Raw genomic sequence first — 20,641 nt, 5'->3', positions numbered from 1 at the left:
CGCTCACCTTCTTGCAGAACCGGGTCACGAGCCCATGCAACTACATTTCTCTCTTTGTGGCTTAACACATGGCAAACCAATCTAGTGCAACGCATCTCACTGCTGAACAACCGGGCGTAGACAAGGACGCGCCTCTGAAAGAAGACATTCGCTTATTAGGTCGCCTGCTCGGCGACGTATTGCGCGACCAGGAAGGCGAAGAAGTCTACGCCGTGGTCGAAACCATCCGGCAAACCGCCGTGCGCTTCCGCCGCGAGGCCGATGCCGGCGCCGCCAAGGAACTCGACGGCATGCTGAAAATCCTCACCAAGGAACAGACGATTTCCGTGGTGCGCGCATTTTCCTACTTTTCGCACCTGGCCAATATTGCGGAAGACCAGCACCACATTCGCCGCCGCCGCGCCCATCTGCTGGCCGGCTCGAAGCCGCAGCAAGGCAGCGTCAACTACGCACTGTGCAAGCTCAAGGAAGCCGGCGTCCAGCAGGGCACCGTGGCCACCTTCTTCCAGGATGCGCTGATTTCGCCGGTCCTGACCGCCCACCCGACCGAAGTGCAGCGCAAATCCATCCTCGACGCCGAGCACGATATCGCCCGCCTGCTGGCCGAGCGCGACCTGCCGCTGACGCCAAAGGAACGCGCCGCCAACCTGCATCTGCTGCGCGCGCGCATCGCCACGCTGTGGCAGACCCGCATGCTGCGCTACTCCAAGCTGACCGTGGCTGACGAGATTGAAAACGCCCTGTCCTACTACCGCATCACCTTCCTGCGCGAACTGCCAGGGTTGTACGACGACATTGAGCAGGACATCGCCCACCACTACGGCGAGGCCACCCAGATCACTGCACCGTATGTGCAGATGGGCAGCTGGATCGGTGGCGACCGCGACGGCAACCCGAATGTCAACGGCACCACCATGTCGCACGCGCTGACGCGCCAGGCCACCACCATCCTCGACTTCTACCTGGAAGAAGCGCACACGCTGGGCGCCGAACTGTCGATCTCCACGCTGATGGTAGCCTGCACGCCGGCACTGCAGGCGCTGGCCGAGCAGTCGACCGACACCTCCGACCACCGCGCCGACGAACCCTACCGCCGCGCCCTGATCGGCATTTACGCGCGCCTGGCCTCGACCGCGCGCGCACTGGGCGCCACCAACATCCTGCGCAAGGAAGTCGGCCACGCCGAGCCGTATGCCGATGCCGCCGCCTTCGCGGCCGACCTGCAAGTGCTGATCGACTCGCTCAACGCCAACCATGGCGGCGTGCTGGTGCAGCCGCGCCTGGCCACGCTGAAACGCGCAGCCGACATCTTCGGTTTTCACCTGGCCTCGCTCGACATGCGCCAGTCGTCCGACATCCACGAGCGCGTGCTGGGCGAGCTGTTTGCCAAGTCCGGCGTGCAGGCCGACTATTCGGCCTTGGACGAAGAGGCCAAGGTCAAGCTGCTGCTGAGCGAACTGGACCAGCCGCGCCTGCTGAATTCGCCGTACGTGAGCTACTCGGCCGAGACCGTGTCCGAACTCGGCGTACTGCGCGCGGCGCGCGAAATCCGCGCCCGCTACGGCGCGCGTGCGATCCGCAACTACATCATCTCGCACACGGAAACCGTGTCCGACCTGCTGGAAGTGCTGCTGCTGCAAAAAGAGCTGGGCCTGCTGCGCATCGCCGAAAAAGAGCTGGACCTGATGGTGATTCCGCTGTTTGAAACCATCCCCGACCTGCAGCGCGCGTCCGGCATCATGGAAGCCGTCATGGCCATCCCGCTGGTGAAAGAGCTGATCGCCAAGCAGGGCCAGATCCAGGAAGTCATGCTGGGCTACTCGGACTCCAACAAGGACGGCGGCTTCCTGACCTCCAACTGGGAGCTGTACAAGGCCGAAACCAACCTGGTCAAGGTGTTTGAAAAAGCCAGCGTCAAGCTGCGCCTGTTCCACGGCCGGGGCGGCACCGTTGGCCGTGGCGGTGGTCCATCGTATGACGCCATCCTGGCACAGCCGCACGGCACCGTGAACGGCCAGATCCGCCTGACCGAACAGGGCGAGATCATCGCGTCCAAGTTCTCCAACAAGGACATCGGCCGCCGCAATCTGGAGCTGCTGGTGGCGGCAACGCTGGAAGCCAGCCTGATGCCGCAGTCGGAAGACAGCCAGGAACAGCAGCAGCTGCGCCAGTTCGAAGCCATCATGGCCGAGATTTCGGACCGCGCCTACAAGGCCTACCGCAACCTGGTCTATGAAACCCCAGGCTTCACCGACTACTTCTTCACCGCCACGCCGATTGCTGAAATCGCCGAGCTGAACCTGGGTTCGCGCCCGGCCTCGCGCAAATCGACCAAGCGCATTGAAGACCTGCGTGCGATTCCATGGGGCTTCTCGTGGGGCCAGTGCCGCCTGCTGCTGCCGGGCTGGTACGGTTTCGCCAGCGCCATCGGTGGCTGGATCGCGGATGGCGACAAGGCCGAGCGCGTGGGCCAGCTGCAAGCCATGTTCCAGCACTGGCCGCTGTTTGCCACGCTGCTGTCGAATATGGACATGGTGCTGGCCAAGACCGACCTGGCGATCGCCTCGCGCTACGCCGAGCTGGTGCAGGACAAGGAACTGCGTGACCGCATCTTCAAGCGCATCACCGAAGAGCATGCGGACACCATCAGCCTGCTGGAAAGCATCACCGGCGCCCACGAACGCCTGGCTGGCAACCCGCTGCTGGCGCGCTCGATCCAGAACCGTTTCGCTTACCTGGACCCGCTGAACCACCTGCAGGTGGAACTCATCAAGCGCCACCGCGCGCTGTCGAGTGAAAGCAAGGCCGACGAGCGCGTGCACCGCGGCATCCACCTGTCGATCAATGGTGTCGCGGCCGGCCTGCGCAATACCGGCTAAGTTGTAGCGTCAGCGTCACACGCCCCGGCCTTCGCAAGGACGCCGGGGCGTTTTATTTTGAAAAATGTAAAAAGTATCAAAATTACATTACAATCTGACAGTATTATCAGTTCACTGCGGAACCATGTCGAACCCGTTTTCCTTCCCTCCTTATGCCGAGATCAGTCAGGTCATGGACTGGTTGCGAACCGAAACGGGCGAGTCCCGCATCACCAGCGAAACCGAGCTGCGCAGCATCATTGCGCTGATGCCCCATCCGCTCTTCATCAAGAACGCCGACTCGCAGATTGTCATGATGAATCCGGCATGCGAAGCGCTCTGGGGCGTGCGCTTTGCCGATGCCGCTGGCACCGATGGCAGTGGCAAGCTGCCACCGGAACAGGTACTGCAATTCCGCGAACATGACCGGCAAGCCTTCGCCAGCGGCCAGACCCGTACCGACGAAGTGCTGGTCTGGAATGTGAGCCAGCGCGAAATGCGCTGGCTGCTGGTCCATAAGCGTCCGACCTACGACCACCTGGGCCAGCCGCACCTGCTGATTGCCAGCTGCATCGACATCACCGGGCGCAAGCAAAAAGAAGCTGCGCTGGAGGAGACGCTGCGGCAATGGCAGCAGCTGGCGTTGCAGCAGCTGGACGCCACCGAAAGCCAGCACCGCCGGATTGCACTGGGCATGCAGGGCGACCTCGCACAGAGCCTGCTTGCGCTGAAACTGGACATCACCCTGCTGCACGGCCGCACCGCCACGCACCAGCCACTGCTGCATGCGCGCGCCGAGCAGGCGCTGACGACGCTCAGCAGCAGCATCGCCGCCGTGCGCGAGGTCATCAACGAACTGCATCCGGCCACGCTGGAACTGGGGCTGGCGGCCGCGCTTGAATGGCAGCTGCAGCAGCACCAGGGCGTGCCCTGCAGCTTGCGGGTACTCGACGACAGCGCCGCGCTCACTTCGCAGCAGACCATGGCCCTGTTCCACCTCACCAATGCCGCCATCGACTATCTGAGCGCGCAGGCGAGCGCCTTGCAGCTGACACTGAATCTGCAGCGCGACCTGGTGACCATCACCATCAGCGGCGACGGCGCACCAGCGGCCAATACGCCCACGCTCAACGCCATGCGCGAACGGCTGGCAGGACTGGGCGGCGCCCTGGCCGTCACACAATCCAACGGCACCACGCTGACCATGACGGTGTCAGCGTGACGCGGGGCCGTCGTATTGCAGACGCACGATACGGCCGGTCCGGTCTTCCACCAGATAGATGTTTCCATCCGGCCCTTGCTTGACGTCGACCGGCGCGCCCATGCCCTGCTGCTTCTTATGTCCCCAGTTGCCGATCAGTTCCACCATTTTGCCGAGCGGCTCGCCCTTGCCATTCGCCAGCAGTGCGACCAGGCGATGGCCGTGTTCGCGATAGCCATGGAAGCCAATAATCAGACTGTTTTTGTACGGGGCCGGATAGCGCGATCCGGTGTAGAACGTCATGCCCAGCGGCGCGGCATGCGCCGGCAGCAGCCGCGCCGGCGACGTGTAGCGTGAACAGACTGCCGAGGGATACTCGGGACTGGCGCGGTTATCTTCATAACAGTAGGGCCAGCCATAGTTGGCGCCGCGCCGTATGAGGTTGAGTTCATCGTGCGGCAGCTCGTTGTCGTTGGCCAGTGTCGGCATTGCCGCCTGGATCGCATCGCGGCCATTGTCCGCTTCCCACAAGGCGCCGCTGACCGGATGAAAAGCCAGCGCCATCGAATTGCGCAAGCCGCTGGCGTAATTTTCCCAGGCACCGGCCTTGCCTTGCGGCCAGCGCATCTGGTATTGACGGATCACGCCCAGCGCTTCCGATCCTTCCGCCTCTGCACAGCGTTGTGCCGGCGACGGCGCTTTGCCGTTCTGATCTTCACAATGATCGCTGGCAGAACCCACGTTCACATACAGATTGCCCTGGGCATCAAACCGCATCGTCGTCAGCAAATGGCGGCCAAGTCCTGGCAACGGCGCCACGCCGGACTTCCCGCCGATCACGTCCTCGACGCTGGTGGCAGCGCTATCCGGATTGAAGCGGATGATGCGATGAACCAGGCCCACGTACACCAAACCGTCTGGCCCGAGCGTGATGCCGTTCGGCCGGTCCAGTCCGCCGAACAGGCGCACCTGCTGGTACTTGTTGCCGGCCTGCTTCAGCAACCAGATGCTGCCACGGTTGGGCTCCCAGTTACGCATATCCACCACGATCAGATCGCCGTTCGGTAAAGGCTGTATGCCACGCGGGAACTTGAAGCCGTCGGCCAGCACCGCCGCACAAAAGCCGGGCGGCGTGGCCACATCGAGTCGCGGGAAGTCGCCGCACGTATCCGCAGCGTGGGCACTCGCCTGGGCGGCAAGCGCGAGCGCAAACCAATACTTGCTCATGCTTGCGGCAGCCAGGCTGGCTTATTCTCGACAAACCACTCGCGCGTCACCTGGCCGGCGTATTCCGGTTCCATCGTGCCCAGCGTGATGGCGATGCGGTCCGGCGATTGCGTGCTGCGCCAGAACAAGGTCGAGCCGCACACCCGGCAGAAATCGCGACGGCCGTGATCGGACGAGGCATATTCCGCGATCAGGTCCGCCCCCTGTTCGATCACCAGACCGGCGCTGGCGACATTTGCGTACGAACCCGCTGCCGCGCCATGCTGTTTCTGGCACATGCGGCAGTAGCAATGGCTGGCGTGCGAGACAGGCAGCGCAGCGCGGTAGGTGATGCCGCCACACAGGCAACTGCCGTGCAGGTATCCTGGATCGCTCATTGTTGCGTCTCCCTGGCTGGCGCCATGGCGTCTTCACAGCTGGTCACACCGTCTTTCCTGCCGTCGGCGACCGGAAATATTTTTACCATAGCACCACCACCATTGCTTGTCCTTTCATGTCGGCCTGTTTGACGAACACAAGCAGTTGTTCATAAAAATTCAGAAGATAAAGCAGAGCGCCCTGCCCTTCTTGCTCCCATATGCCTTCCGGATAAACATGCTCGGTCTCCATGGCTTGCGGTGCATATCTGGCGGCCAGGGCTGCGGGCGTTTCGCGTTCCAGCATCGCGGCGATTTGCCGGACCTGCGCCAGCGTCAGCACCCGTGCCGGACCAGCGCCCTGGTCTGGGCCGATGTTCTCGCCGCCTAAGAACAGCAGCCTGGCCAGTGTGGCGTTGCGGGGATTGGCTTTCAGCAGATAGTGCAGACCGCCCCAGGCTTTATCGAGATACAGGCCGTCTTCGCTACTGAGCGTTTCTGTCAGCAATTCCTCGCTGCCACGCAGATAGGGCAGCTGCTCGTACGGCACGGCCACTGCAGTCCACGTCATACCGGCTTGCGCGGAGAATGACAGCAACAGCAAGCACAGGGAGAAAAGCAGTTTTTTCATTTCGCTAGTTTAATGCAAGCGGGGCGGCAAAAATGCGTGGTTTGTCACTTCCACTGTGTACGCTGGCGCATGGACGGTCTGACAGTACGGTGCTGTAATCGCACACTCATCCTCTGTGCGAGGACGCCATGACCACGCTGACACCAGCGGCCGATCTGGCCGCAAAAAACAGCCATCCCTATCCCAACGACAGCGCCGAATACCGCCAGGCCCGCACCGCCCTGCTGGCCGAAGAGATCGAACTACGGCGCCACATCGAACGCGTCGCCGAACAGCGCCGCGCCCTGCCGCCCGGCGGTGCAGCGCCGGACTATGATTTCATCGACGCAAACGGCAAGACCATCAAACTGGCCGATCTGTTCGGCCAGCACGCTACGCTAGTGACCTATTTCTGGATGTACGGCCCGCAGCGCGAACGCCCCTGCCCCATGTGCACCGCCTTCCTCGGCGCGCTCGACATCCCGTCGCACGACCTGATGCAGCGCATTGCGGTTGCCGTCATCGGCCGCTCGCCAGTCGCGCGCCAGCTCGCGTTTGCGCGCGAACGCGGCTGGCGCAACCTGCAGTTCTACCAATGCGTCGGCGACGCCTTCCCGCGCGACTACCGCGGCCTGGCGCCGGACGGCAGCGAATGGCCCGCGCTTGACGTCTGGACCCGCCCGGAAGGCAAAGTCCACCACTTCTGGGCCAGCGAACTCGGCGGCACACAAGATCCCGGCCAGGACCCGCGCGGCGCCCCCGACCCGACACCACTGTGGAACATCCTCGACCTGACACCCGCCGGCCGCGGCAGCGACTGGTATCCGAAGCTATCGTACTAGCCCCATGCCAAGGCAATAAAAAAGGGAGGCATCGGCCTCCCTTTTTTGATACTGCTTAGTTTTGCGTCAGGAACGTTTTCAGCTTGTCCGAGCGCGATGGCTGGCGCAGCTTGCTCATGGCCTTGGCTTCAATCTGGCGGATACGCTCACGCGTCACGTCGAACTGTTTGCCCACTTCTTCCAGCGTGTGGTCGTTCGACATTTCCACGCCGTAGCGCATGCGCAGTACCTTGGCTTCGCGCGGGGTCAGCGAATCCAGCACTTCCTTGATGACGTTGCGCATCGACGCGTGCAGCGCAGCATCCAGCGGCGCCAGCGTGGTGTTGTCTTCGATGAAGTCGCCCAGCTGCGAATCGCCGTCCTCGCCCATCGGCGTTTCCATGGAGATCGGCTCTTTGGCGATCTTCATGATTTCGCGGACTTTGTTTTCCGGCATTTCCATCTTCAAGGCCAGCGTGGCCAGATCCGGCTCGCTGCCGGTTTCCTGCATGATCTGGCGCGAGATGCGGTTCATCTTGTTGATGGTCTCGATCATGTGCACCGGCACGCGGATGGTGCGCGCCATGTCGGCGATCGAACGCGTGATGGCCTGACGGATCCACCAGGTGGCGTAGGTCGAGAACTTGTAGCCACGGCGGTATTCGAACTTGTCCACCGCTTTGAGCAGACCGATATTGCCTTCCTGGATCAGGTCCAGGAACTGCAGGCCACGGTTGATGTATTTCTTCGCAATCGAAATCACCAGACGCAAGTTGGCGACCGTCATTTCACGTTTAGCCTGGCGTGCGCGTTTTTCGCCCGCTGCCATCTGCTTGTTAATCTTGCGCAGGTCGGCCAGCGGCAGCGCCACGCGCGACTGCAGGTCGATCATCTTGCGTTGCAGCTCTTTCACGGCTGGCACGTTACGGCCCAGCACGGTGCTGTAGGGGTAGCCGGCATCCACTTCGCCATCGACCCAGTCCAGATCCGTTTCGCTGCCCGGGAACACTTTGATGAAGTGGGCGCGCGGCATGCCGCAGCGGTTCACGCACAGGTCCAGCACGGCGCGCTCGATCTGGCGCACTTCTTCCATCTGGCCACGCAGCGTGTCGCACAGTTTTTCAACCACCTTGGCGGTGAAGCGGATGCCCAGCAGTTGAGCCGAAATGGCTTCCTGTGCCGCGACGTAGGCTTTCGAGCCATAGCCGCCGCTGGCCTTGCGCATTTTTTCAAACTGGTTCGAGATGAAGGCGAATTTGTCCAGCGCGGCGATTTTCAGCTGCGCCAGCTGTTCGGTCGAGTAGCCTGCTGCGCCGCCACTGGCGTCGCCATCTTCTTCCTCAACTTCTTCTTCCTCTTCATCATCGTCGTCGTCCGAATTGGCCACCACGGCCGGTGCCGGTGCGCTTTCGTTCGGATCGACAAAGCCGTCGACCACGTCGTCAACCTTCATTTCGTCGGTTTCGATCTTGCCGGCCAGCGTCAGGATTTCCGCGATGGTGGTCGGGCAGGCGGAAATCGCCTGGATCATGTCCTTCAGGCCTTCTTCGATGCGCTTGGCAATCTCGATTTCGCCTTCGCGCGTCAGCAGCGCCACGGCGCCCATCTCACGCATATACATACGCACCGGGTCGGTGGTACGGCCGAAGTCCGAATCCACAGTCGACAGCGCGGTCGCGGCAGCCGCTTCCACTTCGTCGTCCGAGGTCACGGTCGCCACGTTATCGCTCAGCAGCAGCGCTTCCGCATCGGGCGCGCGCTCGTAGATGGCGATGCCCATGTCGTTGAAGGTCGCGATGATGCCTTCGATCGCTTCCGGATCGATGATGTTTTCCGGCAGCTGGTCGTTGATCTCGGCGTAGGTCAGGAAGCCGCGCTCGCGGCCCTTGTTGATCAGGTTCTTGATCTGGGTGCGGCGTTTTTCCAGTTCCTCGGCCGAGGCTTTTGGATCCATGCCCAGCAGCTCAGCACCGCCCTTGGCCTTGCGCTCGCGTGCCTTGGAGACTGCCTTCAGTTCGGCGCGCTCCACCGCGTTCAGCGCGGCGATTTCGTCGTTCTCGGGGGTGAATTCGGACGGCTTGCGGCCACGGCGGCCTGGCACTTTCACGCCGGGCAGCTGATAACCGGAGGTGTCGATCGAGGCCAGCGTGGCGGCATCGGTGACCTGGTTCACGGATGGCGCACCCGAGGTGACACTCACCGGCGCCGGTTCTACCTTGGCCTTGACCAGCTTGGACTTCGGCGCAGCCTTGACCACCACGGCCGGTGCATCCGCTTCTGCCGCAAGGGTCTTGCGCGCCACCTTGACCACCTTGACCGGCGCTTCCGCCACGTCCGCCGCGTCGGCCACCGGAACGTCAGCTTGCGCGGCCTCGGTGGCAGTGCTCAGGCGGGTTTTCTTTTTGACTACCGTTACTTTGCTCGCTGCCTCTTCATTATCGATCACATAAGATAGAGTCGTCTTTGGCACCACCAGCGGAGCGGCGCTAGCACGGGCAGGCTTCTTGACGGACAACGTTAAAGTTTTCGGTTTTGTCATTAAAAATCTCTCAAGCGTACTCGCCAGAAATTACAAAAAAGCTCGCCCCGCGCCGACCGCCAAGCAGTGCGCATGAGTGAAATGTTGTAATTTAGCTGACGATTATCTGCGGAATAAAAAAAGCCCGCTTCCAGCCACGGGCTTGTTTCTCTTTTCAGGGAAGAATGAGAAGGGCAAATGAGAAGGGCTGTGCCGCCCTGTGTCAAACCATCCGAATCGCATCCTGTACCAAACTGAATTCACACCGTCCTGCATTAGTGCGTCGGCTATTATACACGTTTCGGGCCACAAAAGCACACCCGCGTGCCATCCTAAGCGTATTCTAAGCATGAGCGAATTGACACAGTAGCCTAAAATACACTGCATTACCGTGGTCCACATGATATGCTGACGGCTGTTGCTTAACCTATGAAGTCGATGAACACTAGTCTTACCCCACAGCCACCGGTTGCCGAACCAGTGACCGCTGCGTCCGCTCCGGCGCCTGCTGCACCATCCCCGCGCAGCTTGCTGAAGCAATTGCAAACCCAATTCCCGGCATTCCGCGATTTCCTGCCGCTGTCGATCGGTATCGACAAACAGCTGCTGGCCGTCCTGCCTGACCTGGACCGCAAAACCATGCGGACCGCACTGGGCATTCACACCGGCTCGCTGCGCTACCTGAAAGTCATGGAAAAAGCCAAGGTCCGTTACGACCTCGACGGCAAACCCGGCGCCGAAGTCACTGACACCCACCGCGCCCACGCCACCCAGGTACTGCAAGAACGCTACAAGAAGGAAGCGGACCGCAAAAAAGCCGAACGCGAAGCCAAGGCGGCGGAAGAAGCTGCCCGCGTGCGCGTGGACAAGCTGAACCAGCTGGCAGCAAAGTTCTCCAAAAAGGGCTGAGTTGGACCGCACGTCCATGCAGGATGTGGCGGCAGAACAGGATCTGCCGCCCTACACCGGCATCAGCATTCGTGATGTCCACCTGGTGGCCACCCCGGAACAGGCCGTCGCCGCACGCGACGCTTTGCTCGCTGGCGACGCGATCGGCTTTGATACGGAATCCAAGCCGACCTTTACGCGCGGCGAGACCTCTACCGGCCCCCACCTGATCCAGTTCTCCACCGATGCCAAGGCGTATCTGTTCCAGATCGGCGCCAGTACTGACGCGCACACGCTGTCCGTGCTGCAAGCCATCCTGGAAAGCCCGGCGCCGCTGAAGATCGGCTTCGGCCTGTCGGACGACGTCAAGCGCCTGCACGCCAAGCTCAACATCCGCGCCGCTGGCGTGGTGGACCTGTCGGTAACGCTGCGCACACCCGGCCAGCGCAATGACCTGGGCGCCAAAACGGCAGTCGCCAAATTCTTTGGCCTCAAGCTGCAAAAATCCAAGAAGATCTCGACCACCAACTGGGCCATGCCGCGTCTGAACGAAAAACAGATCCTGTATGCGGCGGACGATGCGCAGGTGGCGCTGCGCGTGTATCGCCACTGGATAGGCCTGGGCAATAAATTGCCGCCAATAAAAGCGGTGAAACTGCCGAAGCCAGCCAAAACCGGTATATCCTAGTCATGCGGCCGGCATGGCCGCTTGCACGAGGAGTGGTATGCCGATTCTTTCCGCGTTGAGTATCACCGCCGCCGCGCTGACCGCCGCCCCGATGGCGGCGCCGGACACACTGGAACAGCGCATCGCTGCCTGCCTGTCCTGCCACAGCGTCAAAGAGCGCAGCGACGCTTATTTCCCGCGCATCGCCGGCAAGCCGGCCGGCTATCTGTACAACCAGCTGCGCAATTTTCAGAACGGCCATCGGCACTATCCGATGATGACCTATATGGTTGGCCACCTGCCCGACGCTTATCTGCGCGAGATTGCCGATTACTTTGCAGCCCAGCATCCGCCCTATCCGCCCGCAGTGGCCGGCAGCGGTGCCAACGCCAGCGCCGCCCAGCTCGCGCGCGGCGAAGCGTTAATCCGCCAAGGCGATGCCTCAAAAAAAATCCCGGCCTGCGTGGCCTGCCACGGCACGGCGTTGACCGGCGTTGAACCGTCAATCCCCGGCCTGCTCGGCCTGCCCAGCGACTACATCAACGCCCAGTTCGGCAACTGGAAGAACAAGACGCGCCGCGCTGCCGCGCCGGACTGCATGGGCGAGATTGCCGCGCGGCTCAGCGAGGCTGATGTTGCCGCCCTGTCCGCCTGGCTCAGCAAGCAGACGCCCGACGCCGCCGCGCGCCCCGCCGCCAGCATCCCGCAACCGCTGCCTTTGGCCTGCGGCAGCTTCCCCGCCTCGCCCGCTGCGGCGCAAGGAGGGGCGCAATGAGGAAAATCGTTTATACCATTATCGGCATTGCGCTGGCCGCCGTGGCCGTGGCAGCCGGCCTGCTGGCGCAGCAATTCTGGTCCAGTGACAACACGCCACCATCGGCCGCTACCGCCGCGCTGTCGCCGGCCGACCGCATCGCCCGTGGCGCCTACCTGGCCAAGGCGGGCGACTGCATGGCCTGCCACACCACACGCGGTGGCGCCGCTTACGCCGGCGGACGCGCCTTGCAGACGCCATTCGGCAACGTCATCTCGCCCAACATCACCGCCGACCGCGCCACCGGCATCGGCGCCTGGAGCGCAGACGACTTCTGGCACGCCCTGCACAACGGCAAGTCCCGGGATGGGCGCCTGCTCTACCCTGCCTTCCCTTATACCAACTACACCCGCGTGACGCGCGACGACGCCGACGCGCTGTACGCCTACCTGCAAACCGTACCGGCCGTCACACAGACGAACCAGCCGCATCAGCTGCGCTTTCCGTACAAGCTGCAAGTCTCGCTGGCGGCGTGGCGCGCGCTGTATTTCAAGCCGGAGGTATTCCGCCCGGAGACAGGCCAGTCCGTGGACTGGAACCGCGGCGCCTATCTGGTGCAAGGACTAGGCCATTGCAGCGCCTGCCATAGCGCACGCAATCCGCTGGGCGGCTCCGCCGGCGAAGGCCTGTCGGGCGGCCTGATTCCAGCACTGGGCTGGTATGCGCCATCGCTGAATGCACGTGGCGACTGGCAGCAGGAGCACATCACCGCGCTGCTGAAGACCGGCGTGTCGCCGCGCGCCACCGTGTTTGGTCCGATGGCGGAAGTGGTGAAAGAAAGTCTGCAGCATCTGAACGATAGCGACATCAACGCCATTGCCGTGTATCTGAAAGCGCTGCCTGCCGACGGCGCGGCGCCAGCGTTTGAACGCGATGGTGCACCGGAAGCGGTGGCCTTCCTGCAAGCAGGCGCGAAGCTATATGAGAAGCATTGCGTGGACTGCCACGGCGCCAGTGGCGCGGGCCAGCCGGCCGCGTATCCGCCGCTCGCGGGCAACCGCGCGCTGACCATGGAAAGTGCCGTCAATCCAATCCGCATCGTGCTCAATGGCGGCTTTGCACCGGGCACCGCCGGCAATCCGCGGCCGTACAGCATGCCGCCGTTCGGCCACTTGCTGAGCGATACGGAAGTGGCGCAGGTGGTGTCCTACCTGCGCAGCGAATGGGGCAATAATGCACCGCCCGTCAATGGCAACGATGTGAACCGTTACCGCGCGATTCCGCTGGATTAGCCTAGGCGACGAAGCCGATGCGGTCGGTGGTGGCGTTGCGCGCGTCGTTGATGGCGATCTTGCCTTCGTCCAGCAGCGCGCGCAGCGAGGTGTTCATGGTGTGGCAGCCCTCGCCCGGCTTGTCTTCCATCCAGATGCGCAGATTGGAGATCTGGCCGTTGGCGATCATCTCGGTCACCTCTGGATTGTTGGTCAGGCACTCGGTGGCGAGATAGTAGCGTTCGCCTTTCACGGCCGGCAGCAGCGCTTGGCACAGCACGCCACGCAGCGCGTGCGCCAGGGCCTGTGCCTGCGGCTCGGTGTTGCCCAGCAGACGCAGCATCTTTTGCAGGCCCAGCTCGGTGGAACGCGCATGCAGCGAGGCCAGCACCAGCGGGCCGGCTTCCGCCAGCGCCAGCGCTTCCTGCGCCGTCTGCGCATCGCGGATCTCGCCGATGCAGATGACATCCGGACGTTCGCGCAGCGCATCCAGTGCACCCAGGTAGAAACTCTCGACGTCGCCGTCAAAGCCCACTTCGCGCTGGGTGATCACACACTGGCGCTGCGGGATCAGCGTCTCCACCGGATCTTCAATCGTGATGATGTGGCCGGAGCGGTGCTTGTTGATCTCGTCCAGCATCGATGCAATCGTGGTCGACTTGCCCTGGCAGGTGTCGCCAATAATCAACACCAGGCCGCTGGTGAGCTTGGCGAAATTCTGTTCGTGCACGCCCAGACCCAGCTTGCCGAGCTGCATCGGCTCCTTGGGGAAGCGGCGGATCACGCAGCCGAGGCGCTTGCGGCCCTGGAAGCTGAAGCAGTTGGCGCGGATGCGGGCGGTATGCAGGTCGACCGCGCGGTCAAAGGCGCGGTCCTGGATGCGCTCGGCCCAATTCGGCTCGACCACCTCAAAGAACTCTTGCAGCTCTTCGCGCGTGATTGGCGAATCGGTGACGGCCACCAGCCCTTTCGGCTGGCGCAGCATCAACGGACTGTTTTGATGGATGAGGATGTCGCTGAAAATCAGCTTGGAATTCAGCAGGTGCAGGATCTGCTCGACGAGGGTGCCGAAGACCGGGTGGTCTTCGTTCTCGATATAGCTCAGGGTGCGGATTTGCGACGACTGGTAGTGTTCCATCTCTGTTCAGATCTCCGGTGGGTCCGGAAGATTATAAGAGAAAAACTTGCAACGTCGAAACTTTTTCAGCTGCGCACTTTGGGATATTTGAAGCCTGTGCGCAAATCCATACTGAAGCGGCTGCCCTTTTCCGTGACCAGCACGTGATCGGGCGGTTCCTCGCCGGCCAGCGGGCGATAAAACACCGGCAGACCTTCCGATTTACGCACCAGCTCGTCGCAACGCTCAAACACGTTGGGGCAGCCGGTATCGGCCAACAAGGCTTGCACGATCGGCACTTTCCACGCATCGACGCCGGCCGACTGGAACTGGCAGATCAGATAACCGGCCGTACCGCCCCAGCTATCGACCAGCAAGCCAGGCAGGCCGTCTTCGTCGCCGCGGATCACCGGCACCAGGTCGGTCGGCGCAGCAGCACGCACAGCAGCGGCGCGCTTGGCGATAGCAGCGCGCACGCGGCGCTTCATCATGGCGTGGTCGACTGGCTCGTCTTCCTTGTAGCTCCAGACGCGCGCGCGCACGTCGGATTTGGGATTCCAGGCCGCGCGGGCCAGGAACTGGTGCGACGAGGTCTGCACAATCGCAGTGGCGCCCAGTTTGTTCTTTTCTTGCGGGCGTCCGTCGACACGCTCGATGGCGGTGGCGTAGATCAGGATATCGCCGGCCAGCAGGCGTTTTTCCTTGCCCTGTTTAATGGTAATAGTAAGCATAGGCAGCATGATACCTCATGCGCCGACTATTCCCGGCGGAGCGCATTCTGCGCCGCCCAGCGTGCAGTCTGTCGCAGTGCGCTGTCGGCTGGGCGGTGGAATCCGTAGGATGCAGACTCAAGATCACTAATCAGGAGAGCATCATGACCATCCGCCGCATCGTTTCCGCCCTGTTCCTGTCCGCTGGCGTCCTGGCCGCCGCCGCCCCCATCCTCACCGCCCAAGCCGGCCCGATGAGCTGGCTGACCGGTGGCGAACGCATCCAGGGCAGCGGCAAGATCGTCAAGCAGAACCGCGAAGTGAGCCACTTCAACGCGCTGTCGGTTGGCGTGAGCGGCGACGTCGAAATCCGCCTGGGCAGCACCGAAGGCCTGACCATCGAAACCGATGACAACATCCAGCAAGCCATTGAAACCGTGGTCGAGAACGGCACGTTGCGCATCCGCGCGGCCAAGAACAATCTGAAGCTCGACACCCGCACCATGAAAATCGTGGTCACCGCACGCAACCTCGACAAGCTGTCGATCGGCGGCTCGGGCACCGTCAGCGCCGACAAGCTGCGCGGCGAAAAGCTGACGATTGACGTCGGCGGCTCCGGCGCCATCAACATCGGCCAGATGGAAAGCGAATCGGTAGCGATTGCGCTGGGCGGCAGCGGCAGCCTGAAAGCCGGCGGCATCACCGAGCGCCTGCAGGTATCGATCGGCGGCTCGGGCCGTGTGCAGGTCGGCCAGCTGCAGGCGCGCGATGCGGTGGTCAGCATCGGCGGCTCCGGCCAGGCCACCGTCTGGGCACAAAAATCGCTGAACCTGAGCGTAGCCGGTTCGGGCGACATCAACTACTACGGCGATCCGCAAATCAGCAAGAGCATCATGGGCTCGGGCACCATCAAACGCCTGGGCGGCTCGCCGCAGTAAGCAGGCTATCGGTTCTCCGGCTGGGCAGGCTGGCTGGCTACTGGCTGGCCCAGATGCCTGCCCAGAAATTTTTCCACACGCGTCCAGAAATCAATGCGATTTTTCGGCAACGACCAGCCGTGCGCTTCGCCGTCATAAACAACCCACTCCACCTGCTTATTGCTGCTGGTGACGGCGGAACGGAATTTCTTGCCATGATAAATCGGTACCCGCTTGTCTTCGCTGCCGTAGGCCAGCAACAGCGGCTGCCGAATCCTTTCAGCCTGCTGGATCGGTGACGTGGCCTTCAACTGCGCGGCATCTTTAACGCGGTCGCCAATCATGACGGGCATGCCATAGCGCATATACCCTTCCGAGGCATCCGATTTGGAAAACCATGTGCCGGTGTACATCAGTTCAATATCGGTCACACCCAGCCACTCAATGCCGCAACGATAAAGATCGGGGTCATTGACCAGTCCCATCAGCGCCGCATATCCGCCATAGCTGGCGCCTGCGATGCAGATGCGCGCCGGGTCAGCATAGCCCTGTGCGATTGCCCAGCGCGTACCATCGGCAATATCATTTTGCATGGCCAATCCCCATTGCTTGAAACCGGCTTCAAAGTGGGCCAGCCCAAAGCCCCGACTGCCGCGAAACTCCACTTCCAGCACCGCATAGCCACGCGACGCCAGAAATTGCGACTCGGGACTCCAGCGCCAGCTGGCGCCACGTACCCAAGGGCCACCATGCACCAGCACAACCATCGGCAAACCCTTGCGCACCGCGCCTTGCGGAAAGGTCAGCAGGCCGGGAATCTCGAGACCATCGCGCGCCTTGTAGCGCACCACCTGCTGCCGGCCCATGTCGGCGCTACGGATTTTCGGATAGGTTTTGCCGACGACAGTGATGCGCCCGGTCTGCATTTCAAACAAGCGATACTGCACTGGCTGTACATCTGAAAAAGACTCCACCAGCACCCAGGGCACCTCGGACTTTGACGCCACAGAAATCAGGTTTCTGGTGGTAGGCAAGGCCCGGTCGACCGCTTGCTGGATGGCCTGCATCTCCGGGTCGAACCAGACGTTCATCTCGGCATCAGCCGTCAGACGAACGCCCTGCACGGTACGCCCACCAACCAGATTGCCATCGAAGTCGTAGCCCGAGACGGCAACCAGCACCTCCTTGTTCACCTTGCCCGTAGCAAAGTCGAAGGTCCGCAGGGACGAGGTGTTTTCCCCGGCGTAGGCCACCACGTACAAAGCCCCTTGCTCATCGAAACCCAAGGGCTGGATGGCGTCTTTGGCACCGCCATAAGTAGAATAGGCAGCGATTTGACGCCACTTGCTGGTGGCAGGGTCGCGGTAAAGGATCGTGGTTTGAAGATCCGTAACGGATTGCGCCAGGCGCGGCTCTCCCCAAAAGTCGAGCATGAAGCTGCTGACCTCCACTTCCGGTTCAGAGGGAACCTCGGCCACCCCGGTGACTGTGTTGAGACGGCGCAGCCGAGTTCCAAAGTATTTGTCATCATCGTCATACATGGGACGCGCGACATAAATCCAGTCCGAATCCTCGCTACCGCGCTGATTGAGCAGGAAGGTGTTCCATGGTTGCGGCGCGGACATGCCCGCGCGCCTGACCAGGCGGGCCCGATTGCTGCCGTCGCGATCAACCGCGTACATGCCCGCGCCGACGTCCTGATCTCCCGCAGCTTTGGTGGCATCCCGCAAATCGTAGGCCAGGCGATGATCGTTCACCCACTGAAAACGGCCGATATCGGCATCCGTATATAAAGCAACCACGTCTGCGGTATTTTTATCCAGATCAAACACGGCCAGGCCGTCACGCCGATCTTTCAGTCCAATCCGCATGGCGAGATAATGGCCACTTGGCGATAGCTGCGCGCCGCCAAAAGCATTGTTCTCGAAAAAATCTTCTACCGGAGGCAGGCTCTGCGCCAGAGCACCCGCCGCCACCCCCATCGACATGGCAAACAAGGCAAGTACGGCGCGACAGAGAGCGGTGTGTTTTGATGAGAGGCCGATTTTCACCATTTTATTTTATTAAGTATTTAACAACTTCAAGTTTATCATTACCAATGAGGAATTTGTAGCTCCCGCACAGGGTTGGTCATTTTCTGGCAAAGTAGCGGTTTGCTCGTGCGACCTGTGGGCCGCCGCACCACGATTGATATGACTGGAGAATCCACAATGACTACTATTTCCTACCCAGACGTCCGCCTCCTGATCGGCAATGAATGGAGCGACGCCACCGGCGGCAAAACCATTCCGGTACTGAATCCAGCCACGGGCAAGGCCATCGGTACGGTGGCGCATGCGAGCACGGCTGACCTGGACCGCGCGCTGGCTGCAGCACAGCGCGGTTTTGAAGCCTGGCGCAAGGTGCCGGCGTTCGACCGCACCGCCATCCTGCGCCGCGCCGCCAGCCTGCTGCGCGAACGCGCCGGCGACATCGCCGTGCTGCTGACCCAGGAACAGGGCAAACCGCTGGCCCAGGCAAAAGCTGAAGCCTTGGCTGGCGCCGACATCATCGACTGGTTTGCAGCCGAAGGCATGCGCGTGTATGGCCGTATCGTGCCATCGCGTAATCCGGCAGCGCAGCAGCTGGTACTCAAAGAACCGGTTGGTCCGGTGGCCGCGTTCACGCCGTGGAACTTCCCGATCAATCAGGTGGTGCGCAAGCTGGCGGCGGCGCTGACCACCGGTTGCTCCTTCCTGTGCAAGGCGCCGGAAGAAACCCCGGCTTCGCCGGCAGCTCTGTTCCAGTGCTTCGTGGATGCTGGCGTGCCGGCCGGTGTGGTTGGCCTGGTGTTCGGCGATCCGGCTGAAATTTCCAATTACCTGATCCCGCATCCCGTGATCCGCAAAGTGACGTTTACCGGTTCGACGCCGGTCGGCAAGCAGCTGGCGGCGCTGGCAGGCTTGCACATGAAGCGCGTGACCATGGAGCTGGGCGGCCATGCGCCCGTGATCGTGGCGGAAGATGCCGACGTGGCGCTGGCGGTGGAAGCGACTGGCGGCGCCAAGTTCCGCAATGCCGGCCAGGTATGCATCTCGCCGACCCGCTTCCTGGTGCACAACAGCATCAAGGAAGAATTCACGCGCGCGATGGTGGCGCATGCAGAGCGTCTGCAACTGGGCAACGGCCTGGTGGAAGGCACGACGCTGGGGCCATTGGCCAATCCACGCCGCGTGGCGGCAATGAGCCAGTTTGTGGAAGATGCGCGCGCCAAAGGCGCCAAGGTGGCAACTGGTGGCGAGCGCATCGGCACCGACGGCAACTTCTTCGCGCCAACCATTCTGGCTGACGTGCCACTGAATGCGAGCGTGTTCAATGATGAGCCGTTTGGCCCGGTCGCGGCAATCCGCGGCTTTGATGTGCTGGATGAGGCGATCGCGGAAGCAAACCGTTTGCCGTTCGGTCTGGCGGGCTATGCGTTCACGCGTTCGATCAAAAATGCGCATCAGCTCATGCACAACGTGGAAGTGGGTATGCTGTGGCTGAACCAGCCAGCGACGCCAAGTGCCGAAATGCCATTCGGCGGCATCAAGGATTCGGGCTACGGTTCGGAAGGTGGTCCGGAAGCGCTGGAAGCCTACCTGAATACCAAGTCGGTCTCGCTGCTGGGCGTTTAAGCAGGATCAGCCCTCGGCAAACAATTGCCGGGGGCTGGTGCCACGTGCGAGGGACTTGATCCAGAGGCGAAGCTGATCGCTATCCGCCTCCGCAATTCTGTTCGCTGCGTCAGCCGGTGTATCGCCTGCCTCAATCAAGTCACTGAGCACACCCTGCAAGGCCTGCCGCTCACCTTGTTGCACGCCTTCCTGCTTGGCTTCTTCGAGCGGCTGAAAGAGCCTGTCAAAGAACTCGTCGGTAAACACATCGGCCAATTTGAAATTTCTTCCGGATCGCATTGTTTCGCCCTCCTCCTGATCCATCTTAGTGTCATCAAAATCGTCTTGCAAGGTGAACTGTAGCCATCGTCTCAGAGTGACGGTGACCTGGTGCAGATCAGGTTGCCGCAACCATTGCGTCAATGCCAGTACTGCAGCATCCAGCTCAAGTTGGCTACGGGCTTGGAGCAAACGAAATAGCAATCCAACGATATTGCCGTGCACGCCATGGTGCTGATCAATCAGCAGATAGTGTTGGCGCGCCTGGTAACTCTCCAGCCCCTGCGGGGGTGGCAGCATCAACTCGGTCAATTCGGTGGCGGCGTTCCATGGTTGCCGGCCGTGATACAGCACAATGGGCAACACTGGCGGTAATTTTCCATGCTTGCTCAGCTTGTGCTGGGCTACCAGGTCCTGATACAGCAAGCCTATGTAGACCTGCATTCGCAACGCCATCCACTTGTCCGGGCGCGTCTGGAACTCCAGCAGGATATAAACATACACCCAATCCCCGCCTATCCGCACACGCCACACCATGTCGTCGTGACGTGCCTTGCCGCCGTCACTGATATAGCTGGCGTTGACGCGTTCGAATGCATGGATGTTCAATGCCTGTGCCCAATCAGCCGTCAGAAAACCGGACAGCAGATCGCGCACGATTTCGGGATGTGCGAACAGTTGCTTGTACAGCTTGTCGCTACGCTGGCTCATGAAAAATATCCTAGCCTTCGCCCTCATTGACGAGTACGCCAGGCTGCGAGCCTGGTTTGGCGCGCCTCAATCTGCACGCAATCAAAAGGGAGAAGGCGCTG

General features: G+C 61.7%; 17 protein-coding genes. 9 read left to right on the top strand and 8 right to left on the bottom strand.

What is annotated here, in order from left to right:
• The first annotated feature begins 68 nt into the window (after positions 1-68).
• Both ppc and GTP58_RS26040 read left to right on the top strand, forming a co-directional pair.
• Complete coding sequence (gene ppc, locus GTP58_RS26045) at positions 69-2,879, top strand: phosphoenolpyruvate carboxylase (protein ID WP_161079936.1); 2,811 nt, start codon at positions 69-71, stop codon at positions 2,877-2,879.
• Positions 2,880-3,051: 172 nt separating this feature from the next.
• The gene (locus GTP58_RS26040; protein ID WP_161079935.1) at positions 3,052-4,080 is read left to right on the top strand and encodes a PAS domain-containing protein; all 1,029 of its coding nucleotides are present in this window, start codon (positions 3,052-3,054) and stop codon (positions 4,078-4,080) included.
• Here GTP58_RS26040 and GTP58_RS26035 read toward each other — a convergent pair.
• The 3 genes from GTP58_RS26035 to GTP58_RS26025 form a co-directional block, all read right to left on the bottom strand.
• Positions 4,072-5,286 (bottom strand): sorbosone dehydrogenase family protein, encoded by a 1,215-nt coding sequence (locus GTP58_RS26035; protein WP_161079934.1) that lies wholly within the window; start codon positions 5,284-5,286, stop codon positions 4,072-4,074. The genes GTP58_RS26040 and GTP58_RS26035 overlap by 9 nt on opposite strands.
• Positions 5,283-5,663 (bottom strand): GFA family protein, encoded by a 381-nt coding sequence (locus GTP58_RS26030; RefSeq protein ID WP_161079933.1) that lies wholly within the window; start codon positions 5,661-5,663, stop codon positions 5,283-5,285. The genes GTP58_RS26035 and GTP58_RS26030 overlap by 4 nt, the downstream gene beginning before the upstream one ends.
• Before the next feature lie 82 nt (positions 5,664-5,745).
• Complete coding sequence (locus GTP58_RS26025) at positions 5,746-6,273, bottom strand: DUF1877 family protein (RefSeq protein ID WP_161079932.1); 528 nt, start codon at positions 6,271-6,273, stop codon at positions 5,746-5,748.
• Positions 6,274-6,401: 128 nt separating this feature from the next.
• On the opposite strand from GTP58_RS26025, the gene GTP58_RS26020 reads away from it, so the two are divergent.
• Positions 6,402-7,094, top strand: coding sequence for a DUF899 family protein (locus GTP58_RS26020; RefSeq protein WP_161079931.1), 693 nt, complete (start codon positions 6,402-6,404; stop codon positions 7,092-7,094).
• A 55-nt stretch (positions 7,095-7,149) separates the two neighbouring features.
• On the opposite strand, the gene rpoD is transcribed toward GTP58_RS26020, so the two are convergent.
• The gene (gene rpoD / locus GTP58_RS26015; protein WP_161079930.1) at positions 7,150-9,612 is read right to left on the bottom strand and encodes an RNA polymerase sigma factor RpoD; all 2,463 of its coding nucleotides are present in this window, start codon (positions 9,610-9,612) and stop codon (positions 7,150-7,152) included.
• A 408-nt stretch (positions 9,613-10,020) separates the two neighbouring features.
• Here rpoD and GTP58_RS26010 point away from each other — a divergent pair, with 408 nt between their 5' ends.
• From GTP58_RS26010 to GTP58_RS25995, 4 genes are read left to right on the top strand one after another with little or no spacing between them, the layout of a single operon-like run.
• A complete protein-coding gene (locus GTP58_RS26010) occupies positions 10,021-10,500 on the top strand; it encodes a ProQ/FINO family protein (protein ID WP_161079929.1) in 480 nt (159 codons plus the stop codon).
• 16 nt (positions 10,501-10,516) lie between these two features.
• Complete coding sequence (locus tag GTP58_RS26005; RefSeq protein ID WP_161080089.1) at positions 10,517-11,167, top strand: 3'-5' exonuclease; 651 nt, start codon at positions 10,517-10,519, stop codon at positions 11,165-11,167.
• 37 nt (positions 11,168-11,204) lie between these two features.
• Positions 11,205-11,921 (top strand): c-type cytochrome, encoded by a 717-nt coding sequence (locus GTP58_RS26000; protein ID WP_161079928.1) that lies wholly within the window; start codon positions 11,205-11,207, stop codon positions 11,919-11,921.
• Positions 11,918-13,192 (top strand): cytochrome c, encoded by a 1,275-nt coding sequence (locus tag GTP58_RS25995; protein WP_161079927.1) that lies wholly within the window; start codon positions 11,918-11,920, stop codon positions 13,190-13,192. The genes GTP58_RS26000 and GTP58_RS25995 overlap by 4 nt, the downstream gene beginning before the upstream one ends.
• A 1-nt stretch (position 13,193) precedes the next feature.
• Here GTP58_RS25995 and GTP58_RS25990 read toward each other — a convergent pair whose 3' ends face one another.
• Complete coding sequence (locus GTP58_RS25990) at positions 13,194-14,309, bottom strand: type IV pilus twitching motility protein PilT (protein WP_072786458.1); 1,116 nt, start codon at positions 14,307-14,309, stop codon at positions 13,194-13,196.
• A 65-nt stretch (positions 14,310-14,374) separates the two neighbouring features.
• Positions 14,375-15,019 (bottom strand): SAM-dependent methyltransferase, encoded by a 645-nt coding sequence (locus tag GTP58_RS25985; RefSeq protein ID WP_072786783.1) that lies wholly within the window; start codon positions 15,017-15,019, stop codon positions 14,375-14,377.
• 143 nt (positions 15,020-15,162) lie between these two features.
• Here GTP58_RS25985 and GTP58_RS25980 point away from each other — a divergent pair, with 143 nt between their 5' ends.
• Positions 15,163-15,936, top strand: a complete 774-nt coding sequence (locus GTP58_RS25980) for a head GIN domain-containing protein (RefSeq protein WP_229215752.1) — start codon at positions 15,163-15,165, stop codon at positions 15,934-15,936.
• Between the two features lie 5 nt (positions 15,937-15,941).
• Here GTP58_RS25980 and GTP58_RS25975 read toward each other — a convergent pair whose 3' ends face one another.
• Positions 15,942-17,969: a S9 family peptidase gene (locus tag GTP58_RS25975; protein WP_229215751.1), complete on the bottom strand. Its 2,028-nt coding sequence runs from the start codon at positions 17,967-17,969 to the stop codon at positions 15,942-15,944.
• Positions 17,970-18,125: 156 nt separating this feature from the next.
• Between GTP58_RS25975 and GTP58_RS25970 the strand changes: the two genes are divergently transcribed.
• Positions 18,126-19,571, top strand: coding sequence for an NAD-dependent succinate-semialdehyde dehydrogenase (locus tag GTP58_RS25970; protein ID WP_161079925.1), 1,446 nt, complete (start codon positions 18,126-18,128; stop codon positions 19,569-19,571).
• A 6-nt stretch (positions 19,572-19,577) separates the two neighbouring features.
• Here the strand turns inward: GTP58_RS25970 and GTP58_RS25965 are convergent, their stop codons facing one another.
• The gene (locus GTP58_RS25965; protein ID WP_161079924.1) at positions 19,578-20,540 is read right to left on the bottom strand and encodes an Rpn family recombination-promoting nuclease/putative transposase; all 963 of its coding nucleotides are present in this window, start codon (positions 20,538-20,540) and stop codon (positions 19,578-19,580) included.
• Positions 20,541-20,641 lie beyond the last annotated feature (101 nt).

Origin of the sequence: Duganella sp. CY15W, assembly GCF_009857555.1 — a bacterium.
Classification (GTDB): domain Bacteria; phylum Pseudomonadota; class Gammaproteobacteria; order Burkholderiales; family Burkholderiaceae_D; genus Rugamonas; species Rugamonas sacchari.
This window is presented reverse-complemented; position numbering and strand designations above follow the sequence as displayed.

Coding starts and splice junctions, on each gene's coding strand:
- ppc (WP_161079936.1), top strand. CDS start 69: ATGGCAAACCAATCTAGTGCAACGCATCTCACTGCTGAACAACCGGGC.
- GTP58_RS26040 (WP_161079935.1), top strand. CDS start 3,052: ATGGACTGGTTGCGAACCGAAACGGGCGAGTCCCGCATCACCAGCGAA.
- GTP58_RS26035 (WP_161079934.1), bottom strand. CDS start 5,286: ATGAGCAAGTATTGGTTTGCGCTCGCGCTTGCCGCCCAGGCGAGTGCC.
- GTP58_RS26030 (WP_161079933.1), bottom strand. CDS start 5,663: ATGAGCGATCCAGGATACCTGCACGGCAGTTGCCTGTGTGGCGGCATC.
- GTP58_RS26025 (WP_161079932.1), bottom strand. CDS start 6,273: ATGAAAAAACTGCTTTTCTCCCTGTGCTTGCTGTTGCTGTCATTCTCC.
- GTP58_RS26020 (WP_161079931.1), top strand. CDS start 6,402: ATGACCACGCTGACACCAGCGGCCGATCTGGCCGCAAAAAACAGCCAT.
- rpoD (WP_161079930.1), bottom strand. CDS start 9,612: ATGACAAAACCGAAAACTTTAACGTTGTCCGTCAAGAAGCCTGCCCGT.
- GTP58_RS26010 (WP_161079929.1), top strand. CDS start 10,021: ATGAAGTCGATGAACACTAGTCTTACCCCACAGCCACCGGTTGCCGAA.
- GTP58_RS26005 (WP_161080089.1), top strand. CDS start 10,517: ATGCAGGATGTGGCGGCAGAACAGGATCTGCCGCCCTACACCGGCATC.
- GTP58_RS26000 (WP_161079928.1), top strand. CDS start 11,205: ATGCCGATTCTTTCCGCGTTGAGTATCACCGCCGCCGCGCTGACCGCC.
- GTP58_RS25995 (WP_161079927.1), top strand. CDS start 11,918: ATGAGGAAAATCGTTTATACCATTATCGGCATTGCGCTGGCCGCCGTG.
- GTP58_RS25990 (WP_072786458.1), bottom strand. CDS start 14,309: ATGGAACACTACCAGTCGTCGCAAATCCGCACCCTGAGCTATATCGAG.
- GTP58_RS25985 (WP_072786783.1), bottom strand. CDS start 15,019: ATGCTTACTATTACCATTAAACAGGGCAAGGAAAAACGCCTGCTGGCC.
- GTP58_RS25980 (WP_229215752.1), top strand. CDS start 15,163: ATGACCATCCGCCGCATCGTTTCCGCCCTGTTCCTGTCCGCTGGCGTC.
- GTP58_RS25975 (WP_229215751.1), bottom strand. CDS start 17,969: ATGGTGAAAATCGGCCTCTCATCAAAACACACCGCTCTCTGTCGCGCC.
- GTP58_RS25970 (WP_161079925.1), top strand. CDS start 18,126: ATGACTACTATTTCCTACCCAGACGTCCGCCTCCTGATCGGCAATGAA.
- GTP58_RS25965 (WP_161079924.1), bottom strand. CDS start 20,540: ATGAGCCAGCGTAGCGACAAGCTGTACAAGCAACTGTTCGCACATCCC.